This window comes from Lentzea alba (genome assembly GCF_047445655.1).
Lineage (GTDB): Bacteria > Actinomycetota > Actinomycetes > Mycobacteriales > Pseudonocardiaceae > Lentzea > Lentzea alba_A.
In genome coordinates this window covers 325386-338674 of record NZ_JAJAEG010000003.1, presented here as the reverse complement: position 1 = coordinate 338674, position 13289 = coordinate 325386, and the positions used below count along the sequence as shown (strand labels likewise).

Here is a 13289-nt window from a genome sequence, read left to right as displayed (position 1 = left end):
AATTCGAGACCCCGCTGGTCGCATGACATCGATGTCGGCGCGCGCGATTCCTGTCTTGTTTGTCTTGTTGATTTATGAGCAGACGCGTCCGAAGCTTCCTGGCAACGTTGTCAGGAACATGATCGGAGCTCGCAATGGCGCAGGACTTCGGCGGCGGCGTCTCGAGACGACAGGCCCTCACCATGGGAGGCGGACTGCTCGCCGGCTTCGGGGTCGGCAGCCTGCTGCCCGGCGCCGCGTCGGCCGCACCGGAGCAGGCCGCAGCACAACAAGCCGTGGACCTGGCGCTGTTCCGCCCGATCTCGGTCTCCTCCACCGACTACGCGGCCACCCCGGCGGAGTTCGCCGTGGACGGCCTGGCACAGGTCGGTGTGCAGGGCTCCGGCTGGCGGGCCGCGCAGGGCGACGGCCAGTGGATGATCATCGACCTGCAGGGCCGCTGCGACATCACCTCCGTGGTGCTGACGTTCGAGGCCAAGCCGGGCGACCCCGCGTTCGACGCGAACGCCTCGCGCGCCGACACGATCGGCACCGAGATCCTCTCCAGCTTCGCGATCGTCTTCGACCTCGACGTCTCCGACGACGGCCGGAACTGGCGCACGGTCTACCGCACCGAGTCCGGCACCGGCGCCGTGGTCACGATCCCGCTGACCGTCCGTGCGCGCTGGGTCAGGTTCACCGCCTCCCGCAGGTCGACCACCAACCCGTTGGGGCTCAACGGCTTCCAGGTGTACGGCACGAGCAGGGACAACCGCCCGGCAGTGCGCGGCTGGACCAGCTGGCCGCTGCAGAACCACGAGAACCCGGCGCTGACCGTGGCGCCGGACGGGTCCGTGCCGCTGGAGTCGGGCTGGGTCCTGACCATGCAGGACTTCGTGCCCGGCAAGGACGGCGCCGCGCTGTCCGCTCCGTCGGTCGACACGCGCGGCTGGGTGCCCGCGACCGTGCCCGGCACGGTGCTCGCGTCGCTCGTCGAGCAGAAGCACCTGCCGGACCCGGTGTACGGGATGAACAACCTGAAGATCCCGGAAGCCCTGTCGCGGCATTCGTGGTGGTACCGGCGCACGTTCGCACTGCCGCGCGGGCTGGACGTCAGCGCGGGCCGGCACGTCTGGCTGGAGTTCGACGGCATCAACCACGAGGCCGAGATCTGGCTCAACGGAGCCAAGATCGGGGCGATGAGCAACCCGTTCGGCCGGGCCGCGCTGGACGTCACCACCACGTTGCGCAAGACCGGTGACCAGAACCTGGCCGTGCGGATCGCGCCGATGCCGTTCCCCGGCAGCCCTGGCGACAAGGGGCCGCGCGGTGAGGCGTGGGTCGGCGCGAACAGCACGATGTTCAAGAACTCGCCCACGTACCTGGCGGTCTCCGGCTGGGACTGGATGCCCGCGGTGCGCGACCGCGCCTCCGGCATCTGGAACCACGTCCGGCTGCGCTCGACCGGTGCCACCGTCCTCGGCGACCCGCGCATCGACACCGTCCTGCCGGACTCCTCCACCGCCGAGGTCACGTTCACCGTGCCGGTGCGCAACGTCGAGGCAGGTGCGCAGAACGTCACGGTGACCGCGGCGTTCGACGGCATCACGGTCAGCAAGACCGTCACCGTGCCCTCGAACTCCGAGTCCGCCGTCGTGTTCGCGCCGTCGGAGTTCTCCCAGCTGCGGATCAAGAACCCGAAGCTGTGGTGGCCCAACGGCTACGGCGACCCCGTTCTGCACGACCTGACGCTGACGGTCGCCAAGGGCAGCGCGGTCAGCGACAGGAAGACGCTGAAGTTCGGCATCCGGCAGGTCACCTACCAGTACGACCTGCCGATCACCATCGTCGACGGCGCCGCCGAGCAGACCGTCGACTTCCCCGCCCAGCAAGCGCGCTACGTGCGGATGCAGGGCGGAAGGCGGGCCACCAACTGGGGCTTCTCGCTCTTCACACTGTCCGTTGTGGACAGCAAGAATCCGGACGACGACCTGGCCCGGGGCAAGACCGCGGACGCCTCGTCGGCCGCCGACTGGACCTCGCCCGGCGCCGTGACCGACGGTGACCCGAGGTCGCGGTGGACCTCGAACTACAACGACAACGAGTGGGTTCAGGTCGACCTCGGCGCCGCGACGTCGTTCGACCGCGTGAAGCTGCGCTGGGAGACGGCGTACGCGGCCACGTTCAAGATCCAGGTCTCCCAGGACGGCCAGACCTGGACCGACGTCGCGTCGAAGGACAACTCGCCGAAGCCGCTGATCATCCTGGTCAACGGCGTCAAGATCTTCGCCCGCGGCGGCAGCTGGGGCTGGGACGAGCTGCTGCGCCGCATGCCGGGCTCCCGCGCGGACGCCGCGGTCGCGCTGCACAAGGACATGAACTTCACCATGATCCGCAACTGGGTCGGCTCGTCCTACCGCGAGGAGCTCTTCGAGGCCTGCGACAAGTACGGCATCCTGCTGTGGAACGAGTTCTGGCTCGGCTGGTCCGCGGACCCCGCCAACCACGACAAGTTCTTCGAGCAGGCCAAGGACACCGTGCTGCGCTACCGCTCGCACGCCTGCTGCGTGGTGTGGTTCGGCTGCAACGAGGGCAGCCCGCCGTCCTCTGTGGACAAGGTGCTGCGCGAGATCGTGCACACCAACACCGATCTCATGTACCAGCCCAACTCGGCGAGCGGCGTGATCACCGGCGACGGCACGTACCGCTGGGTGGACCCCCGTCAGTACGGCACCGGCGAGGCCACTGGCGGCAAGTTCGGCTTCTGGAGCGAGATCGGCCTGCCGATCGTGTCCGTGGTCGAGAGCATGCGCAACCTCGTCGGCCAGGGCAACTCCGGCTGGCCGATCGGTGAAGCCTGGTACATGCACGACTGGTCGGAGAACAGCAACCAGCAGCCCAACGGCTACAAGGCCGCGATCGACGCTCGCCTCGCGCCGTCGAGCAGCCTGGAGGAGTTCTGCCGCAAGGCGCAGTTCGTGAACTACGAGAACATGCGCGCGATCTTCGAAGCGTGGAACTCCAGGCTGTGGAACGACGCCACCGGCGTGCTGCTGTGGATGTCGCACCCGGCGTGGCACTCGACGGTGTGGCAGACCTACGACTACGACCTCGAGGTCAACGGCAGCTACTACGGTTCCCGCAAGGGCTGCGAGCAACGGCACGTGCAGGCCGACCCGACCAACTGGCAGGTCAAGGCCGTGAACCACACGGCGTCCGCGCTGACCGGCGTCACGGTCAAGGCTCAGTTGCACGGGCTGGACGGCAAGACGATCGGCTCGGCGGTCGAGAAGAAGCTCGACGTCGGCGCGTTGTCCGTTGTGGACACGTTCAGCGTGCCGTTCGACGACGCGCTGCCCGCGTTCCACCTGATGCGCCTCACGCTGACCGGGTCGAACGGCGCGGTCATCTCCGAGAACACCTACTGGCGTTACCGGACGGAAGCGTCGATGCACGCCCTCAACCAGGTGGCGTACACGCAGCTGGCGACGACCTTGACCGCGAACAAGAACGGCTACACCGCGGTCGTCCGCAACACCGGAAAGACGGTGGCCGCGATGGTCCGGCTGTCCCTGCGGGAGCGCAACGGCACCGACCGCGTGCTCCCGACCCTCTACAGCGACAACTACTTCTGGTTGCTGCCAGGGGAAAGCCGGACGGTGACGATCAACCCGCAGCGGTCGGTCCGCACACCGCGGTTGCTGGCGGAGGCGTACAACTCGGCGCCGAAGCTGACCTGACCTCCCGCTCTTCCAACGTATAGCGCACCGGGGGCCTTGCGGCAAGGCCCCCGGTGTGCCCCACACTCTGCGGCCGAAGCCGAAACGTGCGAAAACCTGGGGTGTGGGTATCAACATGGGCAGCTACGTGCTGGATCTGCGGGAGATCGACCAGACGCACATCGCAGTCACCGGCGGCAAGGGCGCGAACCTGGGCGAGCTGACGCGGATCACCGGCGTCCGCGTGCCGCCCGGTTTCGTCGTGACCACTGAAGCCTTCCAGCGCATCGCGGAGGCCGCACCGTTGCTCGGCTCGCAGCTGGACCGGCTGACGCGGCTGAACCCGGACGACCGCGAGGAGATCTCCGCGGCCAGTGCCGAGGTGCGGCGGATCATCGAGGGGATCGCGATCCCCGCCGACCTGGAGAAAGCGATCACCAGCGCGGTCGGCGAGGGGGCCTACGCGGTCCGGTCGAGCGCCACGGCCGAGGACCTGCCAAGTGCCTCGTTCGCGGGCCAGCAGGACACCTACCTCAACATCGTCGGGCCGCAGGAGGTCCTCCGGCACGTCAGCCTGTGCTGGGCGTCCCTCTTCACCGAGCGCGCGGTGACCTACCGCCTGCGCAACGACTTCGACCAGCGAAAAGTCACCATGGCCGTGGTCGTGCAGGAGATGGTCCTCCCCCACGCGGCCGGCGTTCTCTTCACGGCGGACCCCGTGACGTCCAACCGAAAGATCACCTGCGTGGAGGCCGCCTTCGGTCTCGGCGAGGACTTCGTCTCCGGCCTGGTGAACGCCGACAGCTACCAGGTGCGCGACAACGAGATCATCGCAAAGACGACACAGCAGGAGCAGGCCGCACTGACCGACGCGCAAGTCCTCTCGCTCACCCGGCTGGGCAGGCGGATCGAGGAGCATTTCGGCCGCCCCCAGGACATCGAGTGGTGTCTGGCGGACAACGACTTCCAGATCGTCCAGAGCCGCCCGATCACGACCCTGTTCCCCGTCCCCGAGGCCGACGACGATGCCAACCACGTCTACGTCTCCGTCGGCCACCAGCAGATGATGACCGACGCGATGACACCCCTCGGACTCTCCGTGTGGCAGCTGACAACTCCCCGCCCCATGGCAGAAGCCGGCGGCCGCCTGTTCGCAGACGTCACCCCGATCCTGGGCATGCCGACGAACCGCGCCGCGTTCCTGGAGGTCGCGGGCAAGTCCGATCCGCTGATCCCCGACGCGCTGCGAACCGTCCTGGACCGTGACGACTTCGTCCCATCCCTCCCGGACGGTCCCGGCATCCCGATCCCCGGCGCCACGCAGGCCACGATCGAGACCGATCCCGCCATCGTCACCGAGCTGATCAAGGAGAACGAGGACTCCGTAGCCGCGCTGAAACTCGCCATCCGCGAGAAGTCCGGCCCCGACCTCCTCGACTTCATCCTCGCGGACTTCCAAGAGCTGCGCCGGCTCCTGTTCGACCCGCGCAGCAGCCAGGTGATCATGGCCGGGATGCAGACGACGTGGTGGCTCAACGACCACCTGCACGAGTGGCTGGGCGAGAAGAACGCGGCCGACACCCTCACGCAGTCCGTCCCCCACAACGTCACCGCGGAGATGGGCCTGGCACTCCTCGACGTAGCGGACGCGATCCGCCCGCATCCAGAAGTCGTCGCCCGCCTTCAGGACGTGCACGACGACGGGTTCCTCGACGAGCTGCCACGACAGGCACGCAATGCCATCGTGGCCTACCTGGACAAGTACGGGATGCGCTGCGTAGGCGAGATCGACATCACGAGGCCCCGTTGGAGCGAGCATCCCGCCGCTCTCGTGCCGATGCTGCTCACCAACATCAAGAACTTCGAGCCGGGCGCCGGCGCGCGACGTTTCGAACAGGGCCGCCAGGAAGCCGCAGCCAAGGAGCAGGAGGTCCTGGAGCGCCTGCGGGCGTTGCCGGACGGCGAACAGAAGGCCGCCGAGACCAAACAGATGATCGACCGCGTCCGGACGTTCACCGGCTACCGCGAGTACCCGAAGTACGGCATGGTCAGCCGCTACTTCGTCTACAAACAGGCGCTGCTTCGCGAAGCCGAACATCTCGTGTCGACCGGCGTGCTCGCGCAGGCCGAGGACATCTACTTCCTGCGCTTCTCCGAACTCCAGGAAGTGGTGCGCACCAACCAGGTCGACCCCGATCTCATCGCCCAGCGCAAGGACGCGTTCAGGTCGTACCAGACGCTAACGCCCCCTCGCGTGCTCACGTCGGACGGCGAGGCGATCTCCGGCTCGTACCGACGCGACGACCTGCCACCCAGCGCGATCATCGGCCTGCCGGTCTCCGCAGGAACAGTCGAAGGCAGGGCCCGAGTAGTCCTCGACGTGGCGGACGCCGCCCTGGACCCGGGCGACATCCTGATCACCGCCTACACAGACCCCAGCTGGTCACCGCTGTTCGTCGCGATCGCGGGCCTGGTGACGGAAGTCGGCGGCGTCATGACCCACGGCGCAGTGATCGCCCGCGAGTACGGCCTACCCGCCGTCGTCGGAGTCGAAGGCGCCACCCGGCTGATCCAGGACGGCCAACGAATCCGCGTGAACGGCACAGACGGGTACATCGAGATCCTGCCCTGATTTGGTCATTGGCCGAGGGCTACGGGTAGTAGCCCTCGACCGGCACCTTCGCCTCTTCGTACAAGTACGGCCCGTCCGTCGGCACGTCGGTGAACCCCGGCCCGGACTTCAACCCGTTCAACTGACGGCTGGCCAACGCGAACACCACCCGCCCGATCCCCGACCGAGCCAACGCTCCCCCGCACATCCCGCACGGCTCACAACTCGTGTACATCGTGGTGCCGGCAGCAGTGTCCGCATCGAGGTTCTGCGCGGCCCACCGCGCCAGCTTGAGCTCAGGATGGGCAGTGATGTCGTTGTCGCTCAAGCTGGAGTTGCGCTCCTCAGCGAGAACGGCACCATCCGGCCCCACCAGCAACGACCCGAAGGGCGGATTTCCTCCCTCACGCGCCTCGGCAGCCAACTCGATCGCCCGGCGCAGATGCACCTCGTTCACCGGAACTCCTTCCGCACCGCGGCCAATGCCTGCCAGGCGACCTCCGGATGCCGCGTCTCCTCCGGGTCGCTCGTGAACGGATCCAGCACCACGGCGTGCGCCCCGTCCGCCCGCAGCTGGTGCAGATCAGCGACGACCTGCTCGACCGTGCCCTCGCCCAGTCGCCTCTCGCCCAGCGGCTGGTCGGTCAGCCTCAGCATGATCCGCGGCGCCAACGCGGGCAGCGGCAGGTTCTCCTCGACAGCCACCGCCTTCAGCCGGGCAAGGGACTCCCGCCACCCGTCCGGCGTCTGCCGCAACGGGTGCCACGCATCGCCGAGCCGAGCCGCGCGCCGCATCGCACCGTCGCTGTGCCCACCCACCCAAATCGGCACAGACCCCGCCCGATAACCCTCGTCCTGCCACGCCGCACGCAACGTCGTGACCAGCTCGTCGGTCAGCTTTCCCCTGCGCTGGAACGGAACGCCGAGAGCATCGAACTCCTGCCGCGCCCACCCGACCCCGACCCCGAGCACGAACCGCCCGCCACTCAGATCCGCCAGGTTCGCCGCCATCCGCGCCACCAACAGCGGATGCCGGTATGCCGCAATCAACACGGTCGTGCCGAGGACTACCCGCTCGGTAACTCCCGCGAGCCACGACAGGGTGGTGAACGGCTCGTAGAACGGCGCCGGGTACTGCTCGGCCACGTCCGGCGTCACCACCACGTGGTCCGACATCATCAACAGGTCGAAACCCAGGTCCTCCACCGTCCGCGCCCAGTCACGCAGCACGGCGGGTGTGGTGCCGGGCCCGAAGTTGGGAACGTTCACGCCGATCAACACGCACCCAGGCTATGCCGACGGAACCCCAGATCCGTCCAACTGCGGGTCAGCCGGTCGGGTAATGGCGAAGCGAAGCCCCAATCGCAAGCGTCGCGAAGCGGCGATGACGCAACCAGAGCTCGTCCAAGGACCCGCCCAGCCACCCTCGCAAGGCGACCGCCCGCGCGCCAGGCGACCCCTCCGCTGGAACCGGCGGCCGGCCAACGCAAGCCGACCCGCCCGCAACGGGACCACCGCACATCAACCAGCCGGATCGCCAACCGGCTGCGGACATTCCCCACCACGGCTGGTCAACAACTCGAAATGCCACATCTCATTGGCATACGCCTGGCAAAGCCCGTAGTCCGCGCCGTGCTGAATGAGAAAGTCCGCAGCGTTCGTCGGTCCGACGTCGACGGCCTGCCCGGTGACGTGCTTCGACTTGTCCGGCGGCTGCACCCACCGCCGCGCTTCCTTCTCACTGCCGTACCGCTCGACAGCCTGATCGAACAGCCGCTGCTGGTACTCCGCACTGCGCCAGCCCGACGTCACCTTCAACTCCACGCCGCGCGACGCCTGAGCGGCCACGGCGGCCTCGCGGACCGCCGCCAGCAGTGCGGGATCAAGACGTGCGAGGGCGGCGTGGCCGGTGTCGTTCACCGAGATGCTCTCGTTCTCCGGGATGCTGCCGTCCTCAGCCGGCGCGCCCACCGGTTCAGGCGCAGGCGCACAGGCCGCGACGAAGAACACAACGACAAGAACCGCCCGGAAGATTGCCACGGTTCGACACTGACGAAGCGATGTCCCCGGACCGCGAGCGGAATGTGCGCAACCTGCAACGAAACGGCGACAGAAGCCGTTACTGGGCGCGCCACCGGTGCACCTCCAGGGCGACCCCGACATGCACCAGGTCGTGCTCCAACGGCCGCGGCAACAGCTGGGAAGCACGCGCCAACCGACGCAGCAACGTGTTGCGGTGCGTGTAGAGCCGGGCCGCCGCCACAGTCGCGTTGCACTGAGCCCCGATGTACGCCCGCAGGGCCTCAATCAGCTCCGGATCAGCCAAGACAGGCCCGAGTGTGCGCCGCACGAACCGGTCGGCACGCTCGGCGTCCGTGGTGAGCAGCGCGACCAGCTCGACTTCCGAGTGCGTCGCGAGCTGCTGCGGTGACGCCAGCCTGGCGAGCATCCGCTGGACCGTCAGCGCATCGAAGTGACTGCTCCGGAACCCGTCCGCGTTGGTACCGCGAGACCCCAATGCGACGCGCACGGCCGGGAAACGCTCGACCTCAGCCCGCAACACAGCATCATCCGGCGCACCGTGCACCCACACCCACCGCGTGGCGGCACTGGCCAGCACGGTCAACGGCCGAGCATCCCCAGCGGCAGAAGCAAGCAGATCCGCCACCCGATCAAGATCCCCCAGCGCATCGTCGCTCCACACGATCGCCGCCGTGTGCTCGCCAGAAAGCCGATACCCGAGCCGTTGCTCCGCACGCGGCACAGTGATCGGCGCACCATCGAGCAGCAGCGTCACCGTCTCCAAGCGCTCAGCGTGCGTACCGCTGGTGAGCTGCAACCGCTCACGAGTCATCTGCACCGAGATCGCGGCAACGGTGTCATCGACGAACGCAGCGATCGACCGACACGACACATCGGTCAGCTCCCGCAGCTCATCGGGATCAGACGTCAGCGAGAAGACAATCCGCATCCACAACCGAAGCGCGACCCCCTGCCCGGTGCGGTAGGCGTCAAGGGCCGACTCGTCGAGCCCACGCCGGATCAGGTCACGCGCGAACGCCAGCGGCGCCTCACCCAGGTCGGCCGGCACGCGCTCACCCGGCGCCCGAATGTTGGCCGACGCCCACCCCAGCAGATTCGACCGGTTCGTCCGCCGCAAAGCAGCGGCAAGCACAGGATCCTCAGCAACCTGCCGCCGGTTCGCGCCGGACAGGGTGGCCTCGTCCAGCTCGGCCAGCCACTCCTCAGGCGGATCCAGCGCGATCTCGGCACCACGCCGGATGAGCTCGCGCACGCGCCGTGACGGGCGCTCCCACGACATGGTGCACATTGCACCACAGACAGACTGAACAGGTGCAGTTCGTGCTTTCGTGACCGGAGTCACTCCGTCACCATGAGTACATGGCTGACCTCGACGTCCTCATCGTCGGCGCCGGGATCTCCGGCCTCGGCGCCGCGTACTACCTGCAGCGCGAGCACCCGCGGAAGAAGTACGCGATCCTCGAGGCGCGCGGGGCGATCGGTGGCACCTGGGACCTGTTCCGCTACCCCGGCATCCGGTCGGACTCGGACCTGCACACGTTCGGCTACGAGTTCAAGCCGTGGCGCGACGAGGACTCGATCGCCGGTGCGGACAAGATCCTCGCCTACCTGCACGAGACGGCCGAGGAACACGGCATCGAAGAGAACGTCCGGTTCCACACCAAGGTCATCGCGGCAGAGTGGTCGTCAGCCGAAGCGCACTGGACGGTGCAAACGGAGAAGAACGGCGAACGCGAGACCGTGACGTGCTCGTGGCTGTTCTGCGCGGGCGGCTACTACCGCTACGACGAGGGGTTCACGCCGCACTTCGAGGGCAGGGAACGCTTCCGCGGGCAGATCATCCACCCGCAGCACTGGCCGGAGGACCTCGACTACGCGGGCAAGCGCGTGCTGGTCATCGGCAGCGGCGCGACCGCGGTGACCATCGTGCCCGCGATGGCTCCGACCGCGGGCCACGTGACCATGCTGCAGCGCACCCCGACGTACGTCCTGCCGTTGCCGGCACAGGACCCGATCCGCAACGCACTGCGCAAGGTGCTGAGCGAGGAACGCGCGTTCGCTGTCACGCGGCGCAAGAACATCCTGCAGCAGCAGCTGACCTGGCGGTTCGCCCAGCGGTTCCCGAACGCGGCACGAAAACTGATCCGGCGGTTCAACGCCAAGCTCCTGCCCGAGGGCTATCCGGTCGACGAGCACTTCAACCCGCCCTACAACCCGTGGGACCAAAGGCTTTGCGTCGTCCCGGACGGCGACCTGTTCAAGGCCATCAGCCGCGGCCAGGCGTCCGTCGTCACGAACCGGATCAAGACGTTCACCGAGACCGGCGTGGAGCTGGAGTCCGGTCGCACGCTGGAAGCCGACATCGTCATCACCGCGACCGGACTCAACGTCCAGGCGTTCGGCGGGATGACCCTGGCCGTCGACGGCGAGCCGGTGAACCTGCCGGACACCTTGGCGTACAAGGGGATGATGCTGTCCGGCGTGCCGAACTTCGCCTACGCCATCGGGTACACGAACTCGTCGTGGACGCTCAAGGTCGGCCTGCTGTGCGAGCACTTCTGCCGGCTGCTCGCGCACATGGACGCGCACGGCCACGACACCGCCCGGCCCGTGGTGGCCGATCCGGACGCGCCCACCCGCCCGTTCCTGGACTTCGGCGCGGGCTACATCAAGCGCGTCCTGGACCAGCTGCCTCGACAGGGCGGGCGAGCGCCGTGGCTCACGTCGATGAGCTACTTCAGCGACGTGAAGCTGTTGCGCCGCCTGCCCGTCGTCGACGACGAGCTGCGGTTCTCGCGCAGCCGGCCAAAAGTGAGAGGTGCGGTCACGCCGTCCGGATCGCCGGGTCACTGACGCCCGGTGCGCCGGTCTCGACGTGGCCGGCGAAGCGCCGCGACCAGCCGCTGTCCTCAGTGGACACGACCGACAGGTCGTACCACCGCTTCGCGGCCGTCAGGTCGATGATGCGCGTCACGGTCCGGCCCGGCTTCACCGTCACGCCGATGCTGCCGCCGTACGCGTTCGTGACCTTGAGGTGCCGGTCCGAGGCGGCCGCGTTGGTGAACCGCAGCACCAGGTTGCCCTCCGAGTGTCGCGCGGTCACCTCGGCCGCGGCGGCACCACCGCGGAACCCGCGCACGAAACCGTTGGGGCCGTGGACGGTCAGGTCGTACACACCCAGCGAGTACGCCGTGTTCCAGGTGTCCGAGAGCTGCTTGCCCGCCGCGGTCGTGTACGTCCACGGCCCGTCGGTGCGGTTCCCAGCCGTGATGTAGAACTGCGCACCCGCCTTGACGCCACCGGTGAAGGTGAGCGTGATCTTGCCACCGTTCACCGCGGAGTCGACTGCCGGCGCGTACGGCAGCGGCCTGGTGCGCCGCGATCCCCGTTCCTGCACGGGCATCGACGGAACCAAGGGCGGCGTCGGCACGTAGTCGGGGTGCCGGTTCCGGTCCGGCGGCGCGTAGCCCGCGGTGTCGGGCAGCGCCGGTGTCCTGGTGTTCTTGCCGGTGAAGTCGAACGCCGACGTCAGGTCGCCGCAGATCGCGCGCCGCCACGGCGAGATGTTCGGCTCGTGCACGCCGAACCGCGTCTCCAGGAACCGGATGATCGACGTGTGGTCGAACACCTCCGAGCACGTGTACCCGCCGGTGCTCCACGGTGAGACCACGAGCATCGGCACCCGCTGCCCCAGCCCGTACGTTCCGGGCACGTAGCCGCCACCACCGGGGTACAGCTCGGTCTTGACGTCTGTTGTGGACAGTCCCTGCGAGGCCGACGACGGCGGGTACGGCGGCACGACGTGGTCGAAGAAGCCGTCGTTCTCGTCGTAGGTGATGAACAGGGCGGTCTTGGCCCAGACCGCGGGGTTGGCCGTCAAGGCGTCGAGGATCTTCGCGATGTACCAGGCGCCGTAGTTCGCCGGCCAGTTCGGGTGCTCGGTGTACGCCTCGGGCGCCGCGATCCAGGACACCTGCGGCAGCCGGTCGTTCTTCACGTCGGCGGCGAGCTGGTCGAACAGGGTGCCGCCCGCCTTGATGTTCGTGCCGGTGCGCGCCTTCTCGTACAGCACGTCGCCCGGCTTGGCGTTGCGGTAGTTGTTGAAGTACAGCAACGAGTTGTCGCCGTAGTTGCCGCGGTAGGCGTCGTTGATCCAGCCCCAGTGACCTTCGGCGTCCAGCCCGTCGCCGATGTCCTGGTAGATCTTCCACGAGACGCCCGCCTGCTCCAGCCGCTCGGGGTAGGTGCGCCAGCCGTAGCCCTTCTCGTCGTTGCCGAGCACAGGTCCGCCGCCGGTGCCGTCGTTGCCCGTGCAGCCGGTCCACATGTAGTACCGGTTCGGGTCGGTCGCGCCGATGAACGAGCAGTGGTAGGCGTCGCAGATCGTGAACGCGTCGGCGAGCGCGTAGTGGAACGGGATGTCCTGCCGGTTCAGGTACGCCATGGTGGTCGCGGTCTTCGCGGGCACCCACTTGTCGTACCGGCCGCCGTTGAACGCGAGGTGGCCACCGTTCCAGTCGTGGTTGAGGTCCTCCAGGAACTGCATGCCCATGTCGTCGGCCGTCGGGTGGAACGGCAGCACGTCCCGCGCGCCGTCCGACTGGTGCCACACGGACTTGCCGCTCGGCAGCGTCACCGGCCGCGGGTCGCCGAACCCGCGCACACCGCGCAACGTGCCGAAGTAGTGGTCGAACGACCGGTTCTCCTGCATGAGCACCACGACGTGCTCGACGTCCTCGACGGTGCCGGTCCTCGTGGCGGGCGCGATCTCGGCGGCGCGCGCGATGCTCCCCGACAACGCGGTGAGCGCCGTCGTCGCGGCACTGAGTCGGAGGAACTGGCGGCGGTCGACCCCGGACATGGCTGACTCCCTCGGCAGCGGCACAAGGAGTCAGATGTCACCGTTCGCCGGAGAACGTCCGGCGATCACCAGGACA

Annotated in this window: 8 protein-coding genes; 3 read left to right on the top strand and 5 right to left on the bottom strand. The window is 68.1% G+C overall.

Annotation, left to right across the window (positions count from 1 at the left end; all coding sequences use genetic code 11):
• Window positions 1-134: 134 nt before the first annotated feature.
• Entirely contained in the window at window positions 135-3719 is a 3585-nt protein-coding gene (locus LFM09_RS07035; protein WP_414095460.1) for a discoidin domain-containing protein, read from the top strand.
• Window positions 3720-3834: 115 nt separating this feature from the next.
• On the top strand, window positions 3835-6330 hold the full coding sequence (gene rph / locus LFM09_RS07030) for a rifamycin-inactivating phosphotransferase (protein WP_414095459.1): 2496 nt from the start codon (window positions 3835-3837) through the stop codon (window positions 6328-6330).
• 19 nt (window positions 6331-6349) lie between these two features.
• On the opposite strand, the gene LFM09_RS07025 is transcribed toward rph, so the two are convergent.
• The 4 genes from LFM09_RS07025 to LFM09_RS07010 all read right to left on the bottom strand — a co-directional run bounded on the left by LFM09_RS07025 (window position 6350) and on the right by LFM09_RS07010 (window position 9631).
• Entirely contained in the window at window positions 6350-6766 is a 417-nt protein-coding gene (locus tag LFM09_RS07025; RefSeq protein WP_414095458.1) for a nucleoside deaminase, read from the bottom strand.
• The gene (locus LFM09_RS07020) at window positions 6763-7590 is read right to left on the bottom strand and encodes an LLM class flavin-dependent oxidoreductase (protein ID WP_414095457.1); all 828 of its coding nucleotides are present in this window, start codon (window positions 7588-7590) and stop codon (window positions 6763-6765) included. Before LFM09_RS07020 ends, LFM09_RS07025 begins: the two co-directional genes overlap by 4 nt.
• Before the next feature lie 240 nt (window positions 7591-7830).
• The gene (locus LFM09_RS07015) at window positions 7831-8349 is read right to left on the bottom strand and encodes a M15 family metallopeptidase (protein WP_414095456.1); all 519 of its coding nucleotides are present in this window, start codon (window positions 8347-8349) and stop codon (window positions 7831-7833) included.
• 79 nt (window positions 8350-8428) lie between these two features.
• On the bottom strand, window positions 8429-9631 hold the full coding sequence (locus LFM09_RS07010) for a PucR family transcriptional regulator (protein WP_414095455.1): 1203 nt from the start codon (window positions 9629-9631) through the stop codon (window positions 8429-8431).
• Between the two features lie 80 nt (window positions 9632-9711).
• Between LFM09_RS07010 and LFM09_RS07005 the strand changes: the two genes are divergently transcribed.
• Window positions 9712-11205 (top strand): flavin-containing monooxygenase, encoded by a 1494-nt coding sequence (locus LFM09_RS07005; RefSeq protein WP_414095454.1) that lies wholly within the window; start codon window positions 9712-9714, stop codon window positions 11203-11205.
• Here LFM09_RS07005 and LFM09_RS07000 read toward each other — a convergent pair.
• Complete coding sequence (locus LFM09_RS07000) at window positions 11177-13213, bottom strand: phosphocholine-specific phospholipase C (protein WP_414095453.1); 2037 nt, start codon at window positions 13211-13213, stop codon at window positions 11177-11179. The two genes, LFM09_RS07005 and LFM09_RS07000, sit on opposite strands and share 29 nt — an antisense overlap.
• Window positions 13214-13289: the final 76 nt, after the last annotated feature.